The organism is Geitlerinema calcuttense NRMC-F 0142 (genome assembly GCF_030285425.1).
This window is the reverse complement of record NZ_JASVEJ010000011.1, coordinates 17,805-39,893: the sequence shown is the minus strand read 5'-3', so window position 1 is coordinate 39,893 and position 22,089 is coordinate 17,805. Positions and strand designations below refer to the sequence as shown.

The 22,089-nt window shown below is 48.6% G+C and carries 18 protein-coding genes and 1 pseudogene; 7 read left to right on the top strand and 12 right to left on the bottom strand.

Going from position 1 to position 22,089, the window contains the following annotated elements; all coding sequences use genetic code 11:
• Positions 1 to 133: 133 nt before the first annotated feature.
• Entirely contained in the window at positions 134 to 538 is a 405-nt protein-coding gene (locus QQ055_RS02985; RefSeq protein ID WP_069967506.1) for a response regulator, read from the top strand.
• 108 nt (positions 539 to 646) lie between these two features.
• Here the strand turns inward: QQ055_RS02985 and QQ055_RS02980 are convergent, their stop codons facing one another.
• The 4 genes from QQ055_RS02980 to prfC all read right to left on the bottom strand — a co-directional run bounded on the left by QQ055_RS02980 (position 647) and on the right by prfC (position 6,664).
• Positions 647 to 1,111: an RNA recognition motif domain-containing protein gene (locus tag QQ055_RS02980; protein ID WP_069967505.1), complete on the bottom strand. Its 465-nt coding sequence runs from the start codon at positions 1,109 to 1,111 to the stop codon at positions 647 to 649.
• A gap of 622 nt (positions 1,112 to 1,733) precedes the next feature.
• Entirely contained in the window at positions 1,734 to 4,124 is a 2,391-nt protein-coding gene (locus QQ055_RS02975; protein ID WP_284476269.1) for a M48 family metalloprotease, read from the bottom strand.
• 66 nt (positions 4,125 to 4,190) lie between these two features.
• Positions 4,191 to 5,042, bottom strand: a complete 852-nt coding sequence (locus QQ055_RS02970; RefSeq protein ID WP_284476268.1) for an Rpn family recombination-promoting nuclease/putative transposase — start codon at positions 5,040 to 5,042, stop codon at positions 4,191 to 4,193.
• A gap of 8 nt (positions 5,043 to 5,050) precedes the next feature.
• Positions 5,051 to 6,664, bottom strand: a complete 1,614-nt coding sequence (gene prfC / locus QQ055_RS02965) for a peptide chain release factor 3 (protein WP_284476267.1) — start codon at positions 6,662 to 6,664, stop codon at positions 5,051 to 5,053.
• A gap of 304 nt (positions 6,665 to 6,968) precedes the next feature.
• Here prfC and QQ055_RS02960 point away from each other — a divergent pair, with 304 nt between their 5' ends.
• Together QQ055_RS02960 and QQ055_RS02955 are read left to right on the top strand one after the other, a co-directional pair.
• On the top strand, positions 6,969 to 9,158 hold the full coding sequence (locus QQ055_RS02960; RefSeq protein ID WP_284476266.1) for a PAS domain-containing sensor histidine kinase: 2,190 nt from the start codon (positions 6,969 to 6,971) through the stop codon (positions 9,156 to 9,158).
• A gap of 205 nt (positions 9,159 to 9,363) precedes the next feature.
• Positions 9,364 to 9,717, top strand: coding sequence for a DUF4870 domain-containing protein (locus QQ055_RS02955; protein ID WP_284476265.1), 354 nt, complete (start codon positions 9,364 to 9,366; stop codon positions 9,715 to 9,717).
• 73 nt (positions 9,718 to 9,790) lie between these two features.
• Here the strand turns inward: QQ055_RS02955 and QQ055_RS02950 are convergent, their stop codons facing one another.
• The 4 genes and pseudogenes from QQ055_RS02950 to rimO all read right to left on the bottom strand — a co-directional run bounded on the left by QQ055_RS02950 (position 9,791) and on the right by rimO (position 14,520).
• Positions 9,791 to 10,732: a bestrophin family protein gene (locus QQ055_RS02950; RefSeq protein WP_284476264.1), complete on the bottom strand. Its 942-nt coding sequence runs from the start codon at positions 10,730 to 10,732 to the stop codon at positions 9,791 to 9,793.
• Positions 10,733 to 11,086: 354 nt separating this feature from the next.
• Positions 11,087 to 11,560 carry a hypothetical protein gene (locus QQ055_RS02945; RefSeq protein WP_284476263.1) on the bottom strand — a complete coding sequence of 158 codons (474 nt, stop codon included), beginning with the start codon at positions 11,558 to 11,560 and terminating at the stop codon, positions 11,087 to 11,089.
• 182 nt (positions 11,561 to 11,742) lie between these two features.
• Positions 11,743 to 13,134: a DEAD/DEAH box helicase gene (locus QQ055_RS02940; protein WP_069967535.1), complete on the bottom strand. Its 1,392-nt coding sequence runs from the start codon at positions 13,132 to 13,134 to the stop codon at positions 11,743 to 11,745.
• A gap of 64 nt (positions 13,135 to 13,198) precedes the next feature.
• Positions 13,199 to 14,520 (bottom strand): annotated as a pseudogene (rimO, locus tag QQ055_RS02935) (30S ribosomal protein S12 methylthiotransferase RimO).
• A 379-nt stretch (positions 14,521 to 14,899) separates the two neighbouring features.
• Here rimO and QQ055_RS02930 point away from each other — a divergent pair.
• From QQ055_RS02930 to QQ055_RS02915, 4 genes are all read left to right on the top strand, one after another.
• Positions 14,900 to 15,430, top strand: coding sequence for a DUF3122 domain-containing protein (locus tag QQ055_RS02930; protein WP_284476262.1), 531 nt, complete (start codon positions 14,900 to 14,902; stop codon positions 15,428 to 15,430).
• 145 nt (positions 15,431 to 15,575) lie between these two features.
• The gene (locus tag QQ055_RS02925; RefSeq protein WP_284476261.1) at positions 15,576 to 16,259 is read left to right on the top strand and encodes a Crp/Fnr family transcriptional regulator; all 684 of its coding nucleotides are present in this window, start codon (positions 15,576 to 15,578) and stop codon (positions 16,257 to 16,259) included.
• 170 nt (positions 16,260 to 16,429) lie between these two features.
• Positions 16,430 to 18,229, top strand: a complete 1,800-nt coding sequence (locus tag QQ055_RS02920) for a M61 family metallopeptidase (protein WP_284476260.1) — start codon at positions 16,430 to 16,432, stop codon at positions 18,227 to 18,229.
• A 206-nt stretch (positions 18,230 to 18,435) separates the two neighbouring features.
• Positions 18,436 to 18,912, top strand: coding sequence for a tellurite resistance TerB family protein (locus tag QQ055_RS02915; protein WP_284476281.1), 477 nt, complete (start codon positions 18,436 to 18,438; stop codon positions 18,910 to 18,912).
• 50 nt (positions 18,913 to 18,962) lie between these two features.
• On the opposite strand, the gene nadA is transcribed toward QQ055_RS02915, so the two are convergent.
• From nadA to rpsO, 4 genes are all read right to left on the bottom strand, one after another.
• Entirely contained in the window at positions 18,963 to 19,937 is a 975-nt protein-coding gene (gene nadA, locus QQ055_RS02910; protein ID WP_284476259.1) for a quinolinate synthase NadA, read from the bottom strand.
• Positions 19,938 to 20,080: 143 nt separating this feature from the next.
• Positions 20,081 to 21,139: a 3-deoxy-7-phosphoheptulonate synthase gene (gene aroF, locus QQ055_RS02905; RefSeq protein ID WP_284476258.1), complete on the bottom strand. Its 1,059-nt coding sequence runs from the start codon at positions 21,137 to 21,139 to the stop codon at positions 20,081 to 20,083.
• A gap of 142 nt (positions 21,140 to 21,281) precedes the next feature.
• Positions 21,282 to 21,779, bottom strand: a complete 498-nt coding sequence (locus QQ055_RS02900; RefSeq protein WP_284476257.1) for a PAM68 family protein — start codon at positions 21,777 to 21,779, stop codon at positions 21,282 to 21,284.
• 15 nt (positions 21,780 to 21,794) lie between these two features.
• On the bottom strand, positions 21,795 to 22,064 hold the full coding sequence (gene rpsO / locus QQ055_RS02895) for a 30S ribosomal protein S15 (RefSeq protein WP_069967490.1): 270 nt from the start codon (positions 22,062 to 22,064) through the stop codon (positions 21,795 to 21,797).
• Positions 22,065 to 22,089: the final 25 nt, after the last annotated feature.

Below are 22,089 nucleotides of genomic sequence, written 5' to 3'. Positions count from 1 at the left end.
AAAATCGCTCTGGCAACGATCGAAGACTGCGTTGCGCTCTCTTGTCGGCCCTTTTTTTCAGACAGGAGAATGGGTAAAAAGCTAGATATGAAGAGCCACATTTCAGAACTATTCTTGGTTGGCGGAGAGAAAGATGGTTTCCGGTGCAAACAATTTTAAAACAATTCTTGCGGTTGACGACAGTGCGATCGTTCAACAGTCAATCAAACGCTCTTTAGAAAATGCCTATCGCGTTTTGGTGACGAGTAACGCGGTGGATGCTCTATCCCTGATCTACCACGAACCCATATCCGCAGTTTTACTCGATGTCACCATGCCGGGGGTTGATGGCTTAGAACTGTGTCGAACGGTTCGCAGCCTTCCTCAGTTTCAGCATCTACCCATTATTATGCTCACAGCTAGAGACAGCGCCTTTGATAAAGTCCAAGGTCGATTAGCAGGCGCAACAGAATATTTGACAAAGCCTTTTGAGGCAGCCACCCTCCAAGAGGTACTCGAACGGCTGATTGATAAAAAGCCGAGTTCCTCCGCCAGTTAAGTTCACTGGCTGGAACGTCCCCCCAAATTGAGGATAGGTGCAGGAGCGTTTCGATAACTATCGCTCCTTACACCCATCCCCATTAGAGAAAACAATACCCAAATGAACTTAGGAATTGGTCGCTTGAGCGGCCAGCATTTCCTTGAGCTTTTCCAGTTCTTGGGCCCAACGCGGATCGGGCTGAACGCTGTTGCTCGATTCGGTACTGGTACTGGGAGAACGGCGAGACTTGTTATTGTTGTTTTTACGACGCCCGCTGCTGCTTGCGGTGGCGCTGCTGCCAGCACTGCTCGCCACGGGTGCTTCTTCGTCTGATTTGCCTTTAGCACGGGGCAATGCTTTCTCAATTTTGAGGGCATTGTCTTTAAAGACATAGCCGTTGTACTTCTCAATAATTTCATCGGCTTGTTCGTCGGTCTTGACGGTGACAAAACCGAATCCCCGACATTTTCCGGTCTTGCGATCGGTAATGACTTTCGTTGAGATCGAATCGCCAGCATCAGCAAACACAGCAGCTAGCTCTTGACGGTCTATTTCTTTGGGTAAATTACCAACATATAGGCGAATAGACATGAACTGAAACCTCCAGACTGAGAATTAAATCAACTTGCACAATCCACTGCTCGGCCACGGGGTCAACTGGGATGCCCTCTTGCAACGAGAAACTCCCCTAGAACTAACCAACCTTTGCACCTTTTCGTAAACCTTGACAGTCCAGCTGACCTTAGCATTTTGCCGATCCAATATCCCTCGTCTCTCCTTTGTTGTCCGGAGGAGAGAAATTGGCGAGATTAAGTCACTGCGTAATTTTTGGGTCATCACTGGAGGCTTTAAGCCAAGCATTTTTTTCTGGAATAACCTTGCCAGAACTTGTGCCATTCTATAAGGTATCACGCCCTTAAGCACCTAGCTCGTTAGTACGACAAATTTCACTCTTTTAGTTGATTTGAAACAAACAATCTTTTTTGCTCAAACCTGCAATCTAGTCAACCCCGTCTTCTGTAACTGTAACAAAAACCAGCCGACAATTGCGGCTGGTTAAGCTTGCTGTGTTGGGAGGAAGAAAACATGACTTCAAGACAGATTAGCTGCACCTGCAACTGAAGTAGCATCCTAGGGCCTGTCTGAGTTCATGGGTTAACATTAAATAATGTTACACGAATGGACGCGATCGCGCAACTTTTCTTTACATTTATCAAGTAGCCGGGGTTGTCCAAATTAAATAAGCAGCCCAAGCCACCACCGCAAACGCCATTAAAGTTAACCAAATCGGCTGATAGTTCCGCGCTGTGCGATTATTGCGCGTGCGAATTTGTTCCACATCAATCCAGGGGGTTGCCCCGCGTCTCAGCCATCCCGTCACAGTAACGGTTTGCCCGATCCAAGCGCCCGGTTGAGGGAAGCCCGACCCGAAATAGGCAAGGGGGCCCAAAAGCGGGTAATGATGAAGTTTAATCGGTCCAGCAGGGCTTTGGATTGTCAAATCTTGAGCCAATGCATTGCCGATCCCGCGCTGGCCGGTTAGTTTGCCGACTAGGCGGATGGGGGTACTCTGGGGAGGTAAGCTGCGCTCAGAAAGTTGCAGTTTCAGCACGTCTCGTTCAGTTTTGGCGTTGGTTGCTGTAACTTCTGGAAAATAGCTGTTAATTCGCACTAATAAGTAAACGCCAAAGCAAATTAACCAGCAGGCGGCAAATAAGTAACCTAGTTTGTCTTGAGAGAGCCAAACCAATTGCCAGATGTACAATTCATAGCTAATTTTGCCAACAACCCACAGAAAACCCCGCAATGCTAACCCGCCTAAACAGCCGTAAGCGATCGCGCTAGGGAGTAACGGCCAAGCTTGGGCATTGTGCAATAGTTGTTGAGTGGTGGTTGTTGCCCATTGCTGAAGGTTGGTTTGAGTCCAGCGAAATGGACGAGGGGGGGAGGGTAAATCGAGTTCGGGTTCGAGACGCCAAAAGCGCGCATAATGGGTGAGGCGGGATAGGCGATCGCCTAAAAGGGGATGTCCCTTGAGGGCAACCAGCCAGCGACGGTAGGGGTTGCGTAAATCCCAGGCGAGTAGTTCTTCAAAGGTGCGATCGCTCGTTTGGGCGGAAAATAATAAGGCTTGTTTGTAACCAACCGGCAGCAGAAAGTTGAAGCTTTCTAACAGCCAGCGAGTAGATTTGTCCCTTTTTGGGCGGGCGGAGTTGTCCTCAGCAACTGTATCGGCGACTCCCATCGCAATTTTGAGTAAAGCTCGAATGAGGGCATTGGGATGACCTGTAATCGCAACGGCTTCCGCATCGCTATAGAATAAGCGCCAGCGCGATAGCCACAGTAACGGGAACTGAAGTATCCAATAAATGCCATACATCAAGCTAGCGATTGTTGCGCCTAAGCCTTGAATGAGGTTAATCAAGAAAGGATGCTCAAAGCGATCGCTAGTTTTTTCGCTCCAGATCGAGGCTTGAAGATAGAGTAAATAGGGGATTTGTAAAAGCAATACGCCCCAAGACATCACCGCAAAATCCCAATGGACAATTTGCCCCAGTTGTGTAGCATAAATTGCCGCAATTTCCTCTTCGCCCAACTGTTCTAAAAGTCCCTGGCTGACGACAATACAAGCCGTTTTGGGTAAATGACCGTAGGTAAAAATGAGGGGGGCTGGGTTCGGTAAAAGTTGCAGTTGCGGTAAGGCTAACCGACGCTGACGGCAATAACGCTGAAGGGTGCGAACGGCATCTGGGCTATAGGCACTAAGCGTTTCTAGGGGGAGGGGTTGCGATTCATAGAAGAATTTTAGCAACCCGGTTACGATCCAAGGGAGTCCAACTGCCAGGATGACTAAGATCGCCAGAAAGAGTTGAGTTGGATCTTGGTAAAGGAAGCCGAGGGGGTTGACGAGGGGAAGGCGCAACAGCAAATCGTTAATTTTCGGTCCCCCATAGCGGAAGGTAAAGCGCATCCACCAGAATAGAGCGATCGCTGTGGCAATTTGTAGCCCCCACAACAGTTGCGGCGAGCCGACTAGACTAATGTTTTGAGGTAAATTCCCCCAGCGTTGAGCGCGTCCGGCTTGATGCCACTGACGGTTTTGTTGGGAAAGCTCAGAGGGTTTGCGGGTTAAGGGAGGCTCTGAACTAGGCGGGGGGTTGCTGTCGAGTTGAAGGCGCGTTTCAGTTTCAGACTGTTGGGTTGAGAGATGTTCCGCAGTTAGGGCCGCACTTTCTGTTTTTGGCTGGCGTTTTAAAGAAAAAGAGGGTTTGGCTGGGGGAGACGCCATCGGCACAAAACCCGTGACATCGGCTGTCTTTTGCGGGGTTGCAGCTTGAGAGAGTTTTTCTAATGTTTTGTTAGCCCAATTTGCCGAACGCGGATTTCTGCTGTGGGTAAGCGTTTGGGCGATCGCGATCGCTTTTTCCCGATCTCCTACTTGAGCATAGGCGGTAACTAAGCCAATTTGAGCGCGTTCAACCCGGCTGAGATCGAGTTCTAACTGACAAACTTCTTCTAAATGCGCGATCGCACTTTGATAATCTTTTTGTTTCAGGGCAGCTAAACCCGACGAGAGTGCGGAGTTTTCCGGGGTAGATGCCATACTCGCATTCAACCAACTCAGGACAACTCCTAAGATAGCTCTCCTGGGTCAGAAATGGCGCTTTTTCTAAGGGCTGTCGGTTGCTTGAATTACGGCTTGCACGGTTTCTAAGGGGAGTTCTAGCAATTGCGCGATCGCTTCTACTTCCATCCCAAGAGACACCAGCCGGGGAATTAAACTGAGTTTGGCTTCCTGTCTGCCTTCCTGCTTCCCTTCCTGTCTGCCTTCCTGTCTGCCTTCCTCCTTACCCTCTTGTTTTCCTTCGCTAAAAGCCTCTTGATAGACTTTCGTTTGCTTTAACTCGTTGAGTCCTAACATTTCCTCAATCTCCTCGCGGGACTTTTGGGGGAGTTTATAAATAATGATAGTTTCGATGAAATCGATTAAGTTATGCTGAGTGGTTTCATCAACAAGCTGCCGTCTAGCTTGAGCAATTAATCGTCTGGCTAGCGTTCCCGCCGTTGCCTCAGCCTCAATCACTAGCTTAACAACACCTACGCCGAGAGAGTTTTCCGCCGCCTCTCCCAATTCATCGAGATAAATGCGCGTTACGCGATTTAAGGATAAAATTTCCTCAAACTGCAAGTCCTGTGCGCGTTCCACACTGCGGGATGGATAAATGGTGACAATGCGCCAAGGATGAGGCGGTTGATATTGTCTCAGGTAGAGGAACAGTTCGGCAAACAGGCGATAGTAGAAATTATCGTCTGGCTGGAACTGCACCTCAACCAGATAAAACGGTTGGTTTTGCTGAGTGGGTTTAGGTAGAAATAAACCATCTAAGCGAAACGCCAGTTGTTTGACTTCTACTGAGGTGAAGTCATAGCGATCGCTATCTTCCGGTAAACGTCCAATTAACTCGAAGAAAATCCTGGGAAATTCTTGGAAGAGAGTATAAAACAGGGTATCGGTTTTCACAGCTTGCTTTAGATACCAGAACCGAGAGGCGCGATCGCACTCAGCTTTAAGTCAGGATGATCGCTTTGTATCTGTTGCAAATTCCACTCGTTCTTAAACAGTAAAACGGGTCTTCCCCAATTATCCTTAACGGTGACGGAGTTAAAGAGGCGTCCGACTTTTTCTAAGGCTTCCCAGCCTCCCAACACCCAACGCGCGACAGAATAGGGCAGCATTTCTATATGGGTTTCGACATTGTACTCGTTCAGCAAGCGGAACTGCACCACTTCAAATTGCAGTTGTCCAACGGCGGCGAGAATGGGATCGCGCTTGGCTTCGTCGGCTGAGTACATAATCTGAACGGCACCTTCTTCGCGCAATTCGGAGACGCCTTTGTGGAATTGCTTAAATTTAGAAGGGTTGGGGTTTCTCAGGTAAGCAAACAGTTCGGGAGAGAAACAGGGAATGCCTTCGTACTCTACTTTTTGTCCGGTGTAGATTGTATCGCCGATCGCGAATACGCCAGGGTTATTTAAGCCAATCACATCCCCAGGATAGGCAACATCTACCACATCTCGATCTTGAGCAAAGAGTTTTTGCGGACGCGAGAGACGGACATTTTTGCCGGTTCTGGCATGGTTGACGGTCATGTCCTTCTCAAATTTTCCCGTACAGACGCGCACAAAGGCAACGCGATCGCGATGTTTCGGGTCCATGTTGGCTTGCAGCTTGAAGACGAACCCGGTAAATTCGGGATAAGACGGTTTTAAGCTTCCGGCGCTGCTTTTCCGTTCTCCAGGTTTAAGGGCATATTCTAAAAAGGCATCAAGAAATAGTTGAACGCCGAAGTTAGTCATGGCGCTGCCAAAAAAGACAGGGGTCATTTTGCCTTGATGAATCAGTTCTAAGTCAAATTCTGGGCCAACGCCTTCAAGAACTTCGAGATCCTCTTTGAGTTGATAGTACAAGTCTTTGTCTAACAGTTCCTCAATACGCGGATCGCCTAGGCTGATGGCTGTATCTTTGGCTGCTTTTTTACCGTGTTCTGTCCGTTCAAAGAGGTGAATTTTTTGGGTGCGTCGATCGAATACGCCTTTAAAGTAGTCTCCCATGCCGATCGGCCAGTTGACAGCGTAGGTTTGCAGTCCTAATTCTTGCTCAATTTCATCGAGGAGTTCTAGGGGAGTGCGGCTGGGACGATCGAGTTTATTGAAAAAGGTGAAGATGGGAATTTGGCGCATCCGGCAAACTTCAAACAGCTTGCGGGTTTGCGGTTCTAAACCCTTAGCCGCATCTTCTAGCATGACGGCATTGTCAGCAGCGGCTAGAGTACGATAAGTATCTTCACTGAAGTCCTGGTGTCCGGGAGTATCGAGTAAGTTAATTTGGCGATCGCGATACTCAAATTGCAAAACAGTAGAGGTAATGGAAATTCCCCGTTGCTGTTCCATTTCCATCCAGTCTGATGTCACCTTACGCTGACTTGCACGCGCTTTAACGGCACCGGCTTCGTGAATTGCGCCGCCGTAGAGTAGCAGTTTTTCGGTTAACGTGGTTTTCCCAGCATCGGGGTGAGAAATAATCGCGAAATTACGACGTTTTTCAACGGCGGTTTGGAGTTCGGTGTGAAATTCAGTGGACATACTGAAGTCTATGGCAGATTTTACGGAGAGACTATAAGTGTGGCAGAGTTTGAGATTCGGATGCAACTGAATCTAGATGGATGTTGGCGCGCGATCGCCAATCCAATCACAGGAAAACGTCAGTCATGATGGCATTTTAATCGCTAAAAGTTTTTGCTAAGGAGCAATTTAGGGCCGTTGTTGAGCCAATTTTAAGTTTTACACGATCGCAAGAAGTGCAAGAGTCTCGTTGTCTGCTTGCCGCCGATGGATTGTTAACGGACTCTCAATCTTAGCTAATCCACACCAGCACCTCGGAAAATCTATGCTAAATATCTGGATAAACTTTGTTGATTCAAGTGGGTTTATTCCTCACGGACATTGCTACCTCTGGAAACCCTGGCTTGTTTGGCTCAACATTGCATCAGATACGCTGATTGCTCTTGCTTATTATTGTATTCCTTTTTTACTGATCTATATCGTCCAGAAGCGCGGCGATCTGCCGTTTGGCTGGATTTTCTTTTTGTTTGCAAGTTTTATTATCGCTTGTGGAACTGGACATTTGATTGATGTCTGGACAATTTGGCATCCTGTTTACTGGATTTCGACGGCTATTAAGGGGATAACGGCGTTAGTCTCTTTGGGAACAGGGGGAGTATTAGTGGGGTTAGTTCCCCTGATTCTTCAGTTACCGAGTCCTTCGCAACTGGAGGAAGCCAACCGCCAACTCGCTGCGGAGGTTCGGGAACGACAGGCGATAGAAAGGGAGTTGCTGTCTTCTCAGGCGCGTTTGGCAGGAATTTTAGATATTGCTGATGATGCAATCGTTTCGATTGATGAATCGCAAACCATTATTCTGTTCAATCAAGGTGCAGAAAAAATCTTTGGCTACCCAGCACAGGAAATTCTAGGTCAATCGCTAGAGGTGCTGTTACCGTTACGGGCCGTCCCTAATCATGCTCGCCATGTTGCTAATTTTAAAGGAAATTCGCGTTGTATGGGCGATCGCGCTACGGTTGCAGGTCGGCGTCGAGATGGGACGGAATTTCCCGCAGAAGCGTCTATTTCGCGTTTAGAAACGCCTGAAGGGGTGGTGTTTACCGTCATTCTCCGCGATGTTAGCGATCGCCTGCGCGTGGAACAAGCACTGCGTCAAAGCGAACGCCGTTTTCGCACCATTTTTGAGGAAGCTGGAATTGCGATCGCGCTGACGGATTTAGCTGGTCTGACGATTGAAGCCAATCCAGCCTTGGAAAGCTTTCTCGGCTACAATAGCGAGCAATTACAGCATCGCTGCCTCAATGATTATGCGATCGCATCAGATTTAGCATCAGAAGCACCTCTTTACGAAACGCTGTTACACCAGCAGTGCGATCGCTATCAAATTGAAAAGCGCTATCGTCATGCTAATGGTCAAATTCTTTGGGGTCGTTCTACAGTCTCCCTCGTTCGAGGTCAAGATACCCAATCTCAATTTGCGATTTGCATGATTGAAAATATTACTGAATGCAAGCAAGCAGAATTAGCTTTGCGTCTATCTGAGTCCCAGTTAAGACAACAAGCTCAACAGCTAGAACAAACGATTCAAAAACTTCAACATACCCAAACTCAACTCATTCATACTGAAAGAATGTCCAGTCTCGGACAAGTCGTTGCTGGGATGGCCCATGAAATTAACAACCCGATTAATTTTATTTCGGGAAATATTGTTCACGCCTATAACTATGCCAGGGAATTACTAGAACTCGTCAAGATTTATCAGCTAACCTATCCGCTAGCTACTCCACAAATTCAATCTCAAATTGAATCAATCGATCTAGATTTTATTGCAGAAGACCTGCCTCGATTACTTTCTTCCATGAAGATTGGAACCGATCGAATTCAACAAATCGTTGTTTCCTTAAGGAATTTCTCTCGACTCGATGAGGCAGCCGTTAAAGCTGTCGATCTTCATGAGGGAATTGAAAATACGTTGCTAATTTTACAGCATCGCTTCAAAAGTCAATCGCCTACTTCGGCAATTCAGGTCATCAAAAACTATGGAAACTTACCCTTAGTTGAGTGTTATGCAAGCCAACTCAATCAGGTTTTTATGAATTTGATTAGTAATTCCATTGATTCTCTACGGGAAAAATCAGCCCTTTTAGTCGCGCAACAACAAGCCACCCTAGAGACTAAATCTGTAGAAATTCACTATCCCTTTTCGCCAGAAATTTCAATTACCACAGAAGTTACTTCTGAAAACCAGGTTGCAATTCGGATTTCTGATAATGGAGTTGGGATCGGTTCGGAGATCAAAAAACAGTTATTCGATCCCTTTTTTACGACAAAACCGATAGGTTCGGGGACAGGCTTAGGCTTATCGATTAGCTATCAAATTGTCATTGAAAGACATGGCGGCACCCTAGAATGCTTCTCGGAATTAGGGAAAGGGGCAGAATTTGTGATTCAAATTCCCGTTTGTCAGAGTCAACTACAAGTTGCTGAAGTCCAACAGCCTAGACCCATTATTTGAAGCTGTTTTTCTACTTTAGCGAACCTCCATCAAACCTGCACCTTCTTCCTCGCCTACTGGGTTAGGATGGTTCTCTACTTCTCTCAACACCTTGAGATGAGGTTTACTCTACTCCAGTTTTCGGTATCCCGAAAGTTTCCCTCCCGAAGCAATGTGATAAGGTCAAAGTAGGCGTACAGGCTTGATGCAACAGAGGAAAAATTCAATGTACGAAGTCTATGATACCGATAAACGGAAGCTGCTATCGGCTCTCAGCCACGGCTCTATCTTTTTTAGCGCTACCCTAGTGTCGATCGGCATTCCTGTAGCGATCTTATTTGTGAGCGAAGACCCCATTGTTAAAGAAAATGCTAAAGAAGCCATTAATTTTCACCTCAATGTGTGGTTATATGGCGCGATTATTGGGGTTCTGTCTTTCCTCACCCTGGGATTGTTAGGGTTTATTCTCTTCCCCATCTGGTTTTTAGTTCACTGGGGACTTTCTATTCGAGCAATTTTATTTAGTCTAAGCGAAGTCGAGCGGGCTTACCGCTATCCTTTTATTTTCCGGGTCGTCTAAGCGGAATGCTAGAGGAGACGACAATCAATGCTAATTGCAGCGCGGGTACTGGCAATTAGCATTGAGAAAGCGCTTAAAAGTCTTCAGACGCGTCCAGCAGCGAAGTCACTGTCAAGGCTTCTGGAACGGTGTAGAAGCTGGGTGAGAGCGAGATTAAGTCTTCAATATTGCGTTGCATGGTACCGCAAATTGCATCTAGAGGGAGATCGTTGGCATCATGACCAAAGGGATCTTCAATTTCAATCCCAATCTCTTCAATCCCTAGTAAAGCAAAGCTGACTAAGGCAACGGTTAGACCTGTTTGCCAGCCTTGGGTTTTCACCATTTGAAAGGGTAGAGAAAGGCAGTAAATCAAGAGTAGCTGCTTGAGATGGATAACGTAGGCCAGGGGAATCGGCGTTTTCTGGATGCGTTCGCAAGCACTTAAAGCTGCCACTAGATTATCTAGTAACCCATACATAGCGGTCAGTTGTTGGATGCTGAGGCGATCGCGTCGATACTGTTGTTGTAGATAGTCGCCAATCCAAAACGCCACTTCTAATGGGGGATTATTCATGCCTTGCAGCTTTTCGTAGCGCGAGAGGGGCATAAAGGCGGCTAATTCGTTGGTGACGGGTTCCCCGCGTAAATGCAGTTTTGTGGCGACTGCAAAGGCAAGCAGCAGGCGCAGCGCCTCAATTTTGCCTTGTCGATCTTCCGGTTCGGGTTCGGGGATGGAAACCCAGATTTGGCGGGCGAGATTACGCACGCTAATGATAATACTTCCCCAAGCCTTGCGGCCTTCCCAAAAGCGGTCGTAGGCGGTATTGGTGCGAAAGACTAAGAGCAAACCTAAAACGAGACTGGGAATTAAACTATCTGCGGTTGGCCAGTTGACGGCCCAACCCTGTTTGTAAAGTGCAGAAACAACGAAGCCGAAAATCCCGCACAGGAAAACGCGGGGTAAGACGGCTTTTAAAACAGAACCCTTAAGTTGGGTAGCAGTCCGAAACCACTTCCACTGACTAATAACCATTCAGTCACTCGACTTGCATTCAAGATTACAGATTGCCGTTGCAAATTTGAGGAAGATAGAGGAAAAGGCACAAGACAACCCCTAGAAACTAGAGGTTAGGTAGATGCGACAACGGTTGAAAACCCTCCAATATAGATTAGCCCTCCCTACAGGATTGGTATAGGGAAGGCGTGGGTTCTCAGTTCTAATTTATACGAGTGGGTTGGGATATGCCACCTATAAAATTGCCCTACGTAAGGGGAATCGCAGGGCATCAGGACAGTTAATTGCTTGTTACGATCTAGTGTCTCTAGGGTTCTCCTCTCTGCTGCGATCGCTTGTGCCAATTTCTCCAGTGTCCACTGATCAAACGCTTCAAAAGCCTAGCAGACCGCGATAATAGTGCATGAGCCAGCCGACGATTAGGCCAATCAGCGAGGTCGCGGTTAAAATCCAAAAAGCCTGTCTCTCGGTATAACCTGCGGTTTGAATATCTAACCGGGCTAAAGAACCAGCCGAGAGCAAGATTAAGCCAGTGGCAAAGATATAAATCTGAGAGATTGCTAATACGGCGGCGAATGCAAAGCCAACAGCCGCGATCAAAATGCCAAGGTCTGTTTTAGACCAAGCAGCAACTAAGGTTTTAGCACTTCTGAGGGGGGCGGTTAAGAGGGCCGCAAAAAAGACAGCAAGGGCAGCCGCGATCGCCCACACTGTATAAGCGCGATGCCACTGAAATCCCTCGACTTCGGGTAAAGGGGGTAAGGGCAAGGTAAATCCATAGGTCGTGTAGGTCAAAACCAAAATGCTCAGAGAAATCCAAGGGAGTTTTTGAAAAAACGGCTTCATGGCCCCTCGACCTATAGCAAAGTGGTGGAGTGGTAGGTAAAAAACTAGTTAGGTTAATCTTGGATTCGCGATCGCATCTCCACCAGAGAATCCCTACGTGGGTATACAAGCAAAAGGAGTGACTGAATAAGCCACTCCTAGGGGCGATCTCCTAGTAGAAATCGCCAACAGATTGATCGATCTTAGCGACCTTGAGACACTGAGGTTTTAGAACGCTTAATCAATTTGGGTTTAGGCGTTGTGGGCGGAATTTCTTCCTCGGCGTAGTCTGACTGCATCCAAGCGGGACGCACGCGATCATAGGCCATTTGTAAGGCCGCAGCAGCGATCGCATGGGGATCGTACTCTTCAGACAGTTGAGCCACAATGGGTAAGAAAGAGGCCATCCGTTCGCCAGCGAGGGCTTCGCGCACTTGGTCTTGCAGTTTTTCCAGGTGGCGAGCTTCAATTTGAGAACGCGTGGGAATTTGCTTAACTTCCAGCTTCTGCCGCAAGTGACGCTCAATTTGATAGAGTTTGCGACGATCGAAGGGTTGCAATAGGGCGATCGCGGTTCCTTCTTTACCCGCGCGTCCGGTTCTGCCGATCCGGTGAACGTAGCTTTCAACGCTATCGGGTAACTCGTAGTTAATGACGTGCGTCAGATCGTCTACATCTAACCCGCGCGCTGCAATGTCGGTAGCAACCACAAGGCGGACTTGACGGTTGCGGAAGCGCAGCATCAAGCGTTCCCGTTGAGACTGGCTGAGATCGCCGTGATATTCATCCACATTATGTCCGGCGGCTTGCAAGAAACTGGTCAGTTCTGCGGCTTGGCGGCGCGTGCGGACGAAAATGAGTGCAGATTCGGGATCTTCAAGTTCCAAAATCGGTTGTAAGGCTCTGGCCTTAGTCCAACCGCGCGGAACCATGTAGGCGGTTTGGTTGATCCGAGTTGGGGCCGTTTTGGTTTGCTTGACGGTGACGGTGACGGGAGAGCGTAAAAACTTCGTCACTAACTCGCGAATCGAAGAAGGCATGGTGGCGGAGAAGAATGCGGTTTGCCGTTCTACGGGCAACTGCATCAGGATCTTCTCGACATCTTGGATAAAGCCCATGTTCAGCATTTCATCGGCTTCATCTAAGACTAACCAGTTAATTTGGTCGAGGTGTAGGTCGCCGCGTTCGTGTAAGTCAATGACTCGACCTGGGGTACCCACAACGATGTGAACGCCTTGTTGCAAGCGTTGAATTTGCCGATCGATGGCTTGACCGCCATAGATCGATTGGATGCGGATGCGGCGATCGCCAGCAAAGCTACGCATCGCTTGGCAAACTTGCATGGCGAGTTCGCGCGTTGGGGTCAGGATTAAAGCTTGGGGTGCGGATAGCTTGAGGTCAATCCGCTCTAGAATGGGCAGCGAAAAGGCTGCGGTTTTTCCGGTTCCGGTTTGGGCTTGTCCGACGACATCCCGACCTGATAGCAGGTGGGGGATGGCTTGAGACTGAATATCAGTTGGCTCAACAAATTCGAGTTTTTCTAAATGCTTGGCGCGAGTTTCTGAAAGTCCTAAGCTTTGGAATGAAAGCGTCATTAATGCTCCTTGTGCTTGTGTTTCTAAAATCTTGGCAGGGTTGGATTGAATCAAAATCGGATGATTACGGGGTTACAATTTGACCGTATAAGTCATAGACATCGGCATCGATAATTTCGACGGGGACGAGGCTACCCAGACGAGCGCTACCTTGGACGTAAACTAAACCGTCAACTTCTGGCGAAAATCGAGCGGAACGACCGATCAGTTCCCCGGTTTCTGGGTTTTCTTGTTCGATCAGAACTTTGACGACTTTGCCGATTTCTGCTTGGTTCTTCTTCAGGGAAATCGGTTGCTGCACTTGCATAATGGCGTCGCGCCGTTCGTCCATCACGGCTTGCGGCAGTTGATTCGGCAAGTTGTAGGCGGGGGTGCCTTCTTCGGCTGAGAAGGTGAAAACGCCCACGTGGTCAAATTCATGCCGCTTGACAAATTCGAGGAGATGTTGAAAATGGCTCTCTGTTTCTCCGGGGAAACCGACGATCAAGGTGGTGCGTAAAACAGCGTTAGGTATAGCTGTTTTGAGCTTTTCAATGATTTCGTCATTGACGCGACCTTGCCAGGGCCGGTTCATGGCTCGGAGAATTTCCGGATGCGAGTGCTGTAGGGGTAAATCTAAATAGGGCAGTATATTGGGCGTTTCTTGAATTGCCTCGATGACGGGTTGGGTTAACCCGGTCGGGTAGGCGTAATGCATCCGAATCCAGGGAATGTCTACTTCCCCTAATGCCCGGAGCAGTTCGGCCAGTTGGGGCTTGCCATAAAGGTCTAGCCCGTAGTTCGTGGTAATTTGGGAAATTAAGATAATTTCTTGAACGCCTTCGGCTGCCAGGTGTTTGGCTTCAGCCACGATGGATTCGATTGGACGCGATCGCTGATTGCCCCGCAGGTGCGGAATAATGCAAAACGCGCATCGATAATCGCATCCTTCGGCCACTCGCAGATACGCAACCGCTTCGGTTGTCGTTCGGTAGCGAGGGGTGGTTTCGTCAGCAATATAGGTGGGTTCGGCTGAAACTTCTTTGACGCGATCGCCGCCTTCAACGCGGTGAATCACATCGACTATTTTATGATAATCCCCAGTGCCAACAACGGCTACGGCTTCTGGCAGCTCATCAAGGAGTTGATCCTGGAAGTGCTGGGCCATGCAAGCCTGTAATCAACAATTTTTTTGTTGGCTTCTGCTAGTTCAACGAGCGTGCGAACAGATTCCTCTCTAGCTGCTTGAATAAAGCTGCACGTGTTAACGATGACGTAATCTGCTAACTCTTCATCGGAGTCTACCTGATAACCTGCTTGGACTAAAAGTCCTAGCATGTGTTCGGTGTCAATCCGGTTTTTCTCACATCCGAGGTGAGAGATTGCAATGGTTGGCTTATTGCCCATTAGGTGACTAACTGACAGCGACGGTGGAAAGTTCAGGTGAGACGATATGCTTCGTCTTCACGCAGGAGGTCGATTGGGGTGAGTTCTCAACTAAACGAGTCTAGTAGAGAATTGCCCGAATCTGCCTGTGCGCTTGTTGATATCACACCTGATATTTTTCACCGCTGTTAGGGGAATCCCCTGCTTCGCGGTCGCCGACAACCAGGCGGCAACATCAACGATCTGTGTAGCGCAGATTTCGATATCTCAACATTACTATACAATAACTTAACGCCTCGATCGCAGGGGGGACGGTTTTCCCTACCTGGGATTGCGTTCCTCTCTAGGGTTGCACGCAATATTAAGAATTGTTAAGTGTTGCCAATGGATGTTAAATCTTGTGAAGAAAATAAACAAAATCGGGATTTTAGTCTTGGTTTTCTTCAGTCTGAGTTTAGCTCAACCCAAGGGAGCGATCGCCCACTTGCAAGAACATCATCAGCAGTCCGGGCAACTAAGCTTACATTCGCGCCAAACCCTACGAGACCGCGCGGGCTACGCTTGGCAAGTCGTGCTATTTCCGGGCGAATCTCCCAGCGATCCCCGTTGGAATCTCCGCCTAGTCGGATTTCCGGGAGCAGTTGAAGTGGCTCATCCTCAGCCCTTAACCATCAGAGCGGCTGAAGGAATGGACTGGAGTGCGGCTGATGTCTTTCGCGATCGCCCTCCGGCTATCTCCGTCGGTCAGTACGACTTCACCGAAGTTATGCAACATCTAGAAAGTGTGGATTTCCTCATCGTGCAGGTTCCTTTAAGCGAAGATCGAACCCTGAGCCTGAAAATTCCTCCTTTTTTAATTGCCGAATGGCAACAACTGGCTCGCTCAAAATCTTCGCCGGAGCGATCGCACTCCCCCCATCCTAGCAAATAGACCCAGAACTGGCCAAACGCATCAACAATAAAGCTTCTTGGATAAGTTATTCAGAACGGCGATAAACTGATGGGAGAGAGCAAACGCCTCTTTTCCACTTTCTTTGAGTGCGAATCGTCCGAACTCCCTATTGCCACAAGTTTTCATGCAACCTGAAGAGTTTAGTGAACTTTTCCCTTTGTTTAACGCAGCCAACCCAGAAACCCTGGAGTGGCTCCTCTCCATTGCCGCAGAACACGAATACCCCGCAGACAGAGCCGTCTTAATGGAAGATGCCTGGGGCAATGCTGTCTTCTTCGTGGTATCAGGTTGGGTCAAAGTCCGCCGTCTCTCTGGAGACGATGCTGTCACCCTCGCCATCTTAGGTCGGGGCGACTTCTTTGGCGAAATGGCAATTTTAGATGAATCTCCCCGCTCAACCGATGTCATTGCCCTTTCTCCTGTGGAACTTCTGAGCATTTCTGCCCAGCGCTTTATCCAAACTCTATTCAAAGACGCGCAACTGCACCATCGCATGTTGCAGCTTATGGTTAAACGCTTGCGCCAGACAAACCTTCGCTTCCAACTCCGCCATCAACCCCCTGCGGTTAAACTTGCCAATACCCTCGTCGGCTTAGGAGAAAATTACGGGCAACCGGGCGAATATGGGACAGAAATTTATAACATTCCTTTCCAGGATCTCGCGGATGTCACCGATATTGGCGTCGAAGAAACCACAAAAATTATGGAAAAGCTCAATGAAAAGGGCTGGATTAAAATTGATAGCGCCAATGAAACGCTCGCGCTAGTTAATCAAAAACAACTTTCCCATCTTGCCGGTCGAGTTTAAGGCCGCAAGAGGATCTTTCCGGAAATGTCCTACCCTGCAAACCCCAGAGAATCCCAAATCTATCGATCGTTTAGGGAAATCTCCAACAGGCAATAGCAAGCATTTTCCAGCCTTTCCTCAGAAAAGTCATCTTAACTCCCGGTTGGATCGCCCCTCACACCACTAATTTCATGACAGAAGCCACGCTAACTCAACCCACCCGTCCCCAACAAGCTGCACCCACCCTGAACTATCAAGTCTCCCTCACTCAGCCCAGTTCGCATTTGTTTGAGGTGATGTTGCGGGTAACGGGCTGGCAAAAAACAACCTTGGATCTAAAATTCCCCGTTTGGACGCCCGGATCTTACCTGGTTCGAGAATATGGCAGACATCTACAAGATTTTCGCGCTTGCGATGGCGAGGAAACGCCTTTAAAAGCTCGCAAGCTCAGTAAAAATCACTGGCAAGTCGAGACAGACGGGGTTACAACCGTTGTCGTTCGCTATCGCATCTATGCCGCCGAGTTAACGGTTCGGACGAATCACCTAGATGCGACACATGGCTATTTTAATGGGGCGGCCCTATTTTTTCGATTGCCGGGATTTGAGAAAACCCCGATCCAAGTTCGGATCGTGCCTCCCAGTCCAGAATGGCGCGTAACAACGCCCCTCCCGCCAGTGTCGGGTTACGCTCATACATTTGAGGCGGCTGATTTTGATACGCTTGTTGATAGTCCGTTTGAAATTGGCACCCATCGCACCTATTACTTTGAAGTCTTAGGGAAACCTCACGAACTGGCAATTTGGGGTCAAGGAAACGAACAGCCAGAACGGATGGTTAGCGATATTGCCAAAATTGTCCAAACGGAGGCGCAATTGTTTGGGGGTTTACCCTACGATCGCTATGTGTTCCTCTTACATCTGGTTTCCCACGCAATGGGGGGATTGGAACATAAGGATGGATGTTCGCTCATTTATCAGCGCTTTGGATTTCGCGCGCCGGATAAGTATCAGCGCTTTTTGCAATTGGTGGCTCATGAGTTTTTCCATCTGTGGAATGTGAAGCGCCTCCGCCCGAAAGAGTTGGAGGTGTTTGACTATGATGGGGAAAATTACACGCCGTCTCTGTGGTTCTGTGAAGGGACGACGAGTTATTACGATTTATTGCTGCCGTTACGGGCGGGGATATACGATGCCAAGACGTTCTTAGCGGAGTTAGGCAAGGAAATTACGCGCTTGCAAACGACGCCGGGGCGGTTGGTGCAGCCGTTAAGCGAGTCGAGTTGGGATGCGTGGATTAAGTTATATCGTCCGGATGCTAATAGCGGAAATTCTCAGATTTCGTATTATCTCAAGGGCGAGTTGGTTTCGCTGTTGCTGGATTTGTTGATTCGGACGCAGCATGAAAATCAGCGATCGCTTGATGATGTCATGCGTCAAATGTGGGAAGAGTTTGGTAAGCCGGAGGTTGGGTTTACCGCCGAACAACTTCAACAACGGATTTCGGCAATTGCGGAGGTGGACTTAACGGAGTTCTTTGAGCGTTACTTAGAAACGACTGAAGAGTTACCGTTTAATCGCTATCTGAAGCCGTTTGGCTTGAGGTTAGAGAGCGATCGCGATGATGATTCAAATCCGGGCGTTCCTTTCTTCGGCCTCACTGTCAAGACGGAAAATGGTAAGGCAATGGTGAAAAGCGCGATCGCTCATTCCCCTGCCCAAAATGCCGGAATTAATGCCGGTGATGAGTTATTGGCCATTAACGAGATCCGCGTCACCGCCGAACAATTGAGCGATCGCCTTCAGGATTTTGCCGCAGGCGATACCATCCACGTCAGTGCCTTCCACCAAGATACGTTGATAACGGTTCCTGTCACCCTCGGCGAACCCCAACCCACTCGCTATCAACTGGTTCCGGTAGAAAACCCAACCCCTCAACAGCAAGAACTGTTTCAAGGTTGGCTAGGAGTCCCTCTCAAGAGTGTTGCCTAACCTCAACCGACTATTAACCAAAGGATAGTTGCGGAGGTTGAGGCTTGGCGATAACATCCCTTAACAAGTTCCTAAAGTTTTTCTGAAGCTTTAAAACCCAAAGCGGAGGGTACAGCGAACGTCCGTTTCTCTGTTCAACCTGTATCTTTTGCTTAAAGGGGATGTGATACCGTGTTGGCTATCGCATAACGGTACCAATCATGACCATGACCCCTCCGCCTCCTCCACCGATTACGCCGCGTCAAATGACTTTACTACGGGTTGTGACTTCAATGGCGTGGTCTGATGGCGAACTGGCTACTGAAGAAGTCGATCTGATGTTAGATCGCTTTAGCCAGTTATTTGGAATGGGCAATCATCAAGAGCAAATTAAGCAAGAATTGCGCGATTATATGATGCAAAACTTGCCTTTAGAAGAGTTAATTCCTAAGTTAGAAACCCCAGCCGAACGCGAATTGGTTTTGAAATTAGGATATGAAGTGATTGCGGCGAGTGCTAGAACACCTGACGAACCTAAAATTAATGCAGATGAAGCCCAAGCTTATCGCAAGTTAACTGAGCTATTAAATTTGCCCCCAGACGTAGTTCATCGGATCGAACAAGAGGCGATCGCCGATTTAGAAAGTTCTGAAGGCATTATTGAAACGCTGACTCATAAGTTAGAAGAATTTATGAATCAATAGGAAATCCTCCCTGAGCCGATGGCTGAGGAATGCTCAGGGAGCATTTTAACTTAAGCGCTCATTTCCAACATTCGCTGGATAGGACGTAACGCCGCCAAGCGAGTCTCTTCGGGTAGGGTAATTTCGGGTTGGCGATTTTTCATCGCCAGATACAACTTTTCTAGGGTATTCAACCTCATGTGCGGACACTCATTACACGCACAATTATTCAACGGGGGTGCCGGAATAAACTGCTTATTTGGCGTCTGCTTTTGCATTTGGTGGATAATGCCCGGTTCTGTCACCACAATAAAGGATGGACTGGCGCTGGTTTGCACGTACTTCAACAAAGCGGAAGTGGAGCCAATATAGTTGGCGTGGCGTAGAACAGCAGGCTCGCATTCCGGGTGCGCGATAATTTCGGCATCGGGATATTGCACCTGAAGCTGAACCATTTTCTTTTCCGAAAAGGTTTCGTGAACCATGCAACTTCCTTGCCACAACACCATCTCGCGCCCGGTTTGTTGCATCACGTACCGACCTAAATTGCGATCGGGTGCAAAGATTAGGGGTTGATCTTTGGGAATTTGGTTCACTAACTTCACCGCATTGGAGCTAGTACAGATAATATCGCTCATGGCTTTAATCGCAGCCGAGCAATTGATATAAGAAATCACCAGATGATGGGGATGAGCCGCTTTAAAGGCTGCAAATTCGTCGGGAGGACAACTGTCGGCTAAGGAACAACCCGCCTCTAAGTCGGGAAGCAAGACTAGCTTATGGGGATTGAGAATTTTAGCCGTTTCCGCCATGAAGTGGACGCCCGCAAACACGATAACTTCGGCTTCGGTGTTGGCAGCTTTGCGAGAGAGTTCTAAAGAGTCCCCAATAAAGTCCGCAATGTCTTGGATATCTGGATCTTGGTAATAATGGGCTAGAACAATAGCATTGAGTTCCCGCTTAAGATCCGCGATCGCGCTAAACAGATCCTTCGGGAGATCGCGAGTTTGAGTCAGGGGGCGTTGGGGAAGTGCAGTTGTAAACAAAGCGAGTTGTCACCAACAGTGTAAAGGAATATGACTTAATTATAGTTGATTTTACCAAAAGTAAAAGTCAACCATAAACAAACCGTCAATTTCCGCAGTCTGTTGCAGCCATTGACGGTTATCGCAGTTCAATCTTTAGGCGACTAAGCTAGAACGGGAGCGGGTTGGGGCCAGCGTTCTACGGCTTTCCCAATCACCGATAGCTCTTGCATTAATCGATCGAAGCGTTCCGGCGTCAGGGATTGCGGGCCATCGGAAAGCGCCTTAGCCGGGTTGGGGTGAACTTCAATCATCAGCGAATCAGCTCCGGCGGCGATCGCCGCCTTGGCCATCGCCGGGACATACTGATAGCGACCCGTCCCATGACTGGGATCGATCATAATCGGCAGGTGAGTTAACTCGCGCAAGACTGGAATTGCCGATAAATCCAGCGTATTGCGGGCATACTGGCGATCGAACGTCCGCACGCCCCGCTCGCATAAAATCACATTGGGGTTGCCTGCGGCCATAATATACTCGGCTGCCATTAACCACTCTTCAATCGTCGCCGACATCCCCCGCTTCAACAGGACGGGTTTTTCTTGAGCGCCAATTTTCTTGAGCAGCGAGAAGTTCTGCATATTTCTCGCGCCGACTTGCAGCACATCTGCAACTTCCGCAATCTTCTCAATATCAGCCGTATCCATGACTTCGGTAATAATCCCCAAGCCAGACGCATCGCGAGCGGCGGCTAGTAGCTCTAGAGCGCTTTCGCCGTGGCCTTGGAACGCATAGGGAGAAGTACGCGGCTTATAAGCGCCTCCCCGCAGGAATTGAGCGCCCGCAGCCTTCACCCGCACGGCAGTTTCAACAATCATCGCTTCGTTTTCAACTGAGCAAGGCCCAGCCACGAAAACGAGGGGGTGATGTTCGCCAAAAGGAACCGCGCCATTTGGCGTTTGCACGATCACCTCAGACGGTTCGCCATGCCGATATTCGCGGCTGGCACGTTTAAAGGGTTGTTCAACCCGCAAGACTAGCTCGATCCAAGGACTCAATTCTTGAATCCGCTCTTGATCGAGATCGGCGGTATCGCCCACTAACCCGATCACAACTTTGTGCTGACCAACAATCTTTTCTGGAGAGAGGCCCCAAGTTCCGAGTTCGTCGCTAACGCGAGTAATTTCGGCATCTGGGGTGCCGCTTTTCATGACAACAATCATGTTTGACTTTCCCTATTGAGTAATTAGGCTTTATTTTTAAGGGGTCTAACTGAATTTGATTTAACCTTAAAATGGGAAGCTCGGCACAAGACAACAAAGCTTCATCTGCAAGAAGTCGCCGCGCATCCAGTACCGAGCGGATTTATTCATTTTGTTTGCTTGACCGCCAAGCTGCGGTCATTCTGCCAAAATTCGTCGTAAATTCTTGCCAACCTAGAAGGCTTCCCGGTGCTTGTTCATCCCAGGAGGCAGAGAGAACGCCGTAACTCAGGCCTAAAACGCTGAGTCCAAAGAATCCCATACTCACTAAGACAACAGCCACATGAGGGAGCGGAAACTCGGTTTGGGTGACAATCCAGTAACTTGCAAAAAAAGTTGAGATTGCTAGTCCAAAGGGAACTCCACTCAGCGTTGCCATCCGGCGCACCATGCGTTTGCTCACCACTTCTGGAATCGTGCGACTTGAGGAGCGATCGCTCCCCGCAGCGCTTCGGCTTTTGGGCTGATTCCGGGTAGCCACCGCCTCTGGAGCGCTGTTTTTAGAAGCGTCTGAGGCGGTTTTCGCTGGCTTTTTGCGACGGTTGGGTTCAAAGGGCAAGCGATCGCTCTGGGAAGTCTCGCGATCTTTTTGCGGGGACATAAGCAATACCCCTGTTTATCCGCGAATGTTTAAACGACCTAGCAGTTCTCTATAACGAGTTTGATCGTGCTGTTGCACGTAGCCCAGTAAACGCTTGCGCTGACCAATCATTTTCAGCAGGCCCCGGCGCGAAGCATAATCTTTTTTATTGGCTCTGAGATGGGTACTCAGGCGGTTAATCCGTTCGGTGAGAACGGCAATTTGCACGTCAGCCGATCCAGTGTCGGTTTCGTGAACTTGGAATTCCGAAATAATCTCGTGTTTGCGCTCTTGCGGCAAAGTCATGGGTATCTATCTACGAAAACGCAGC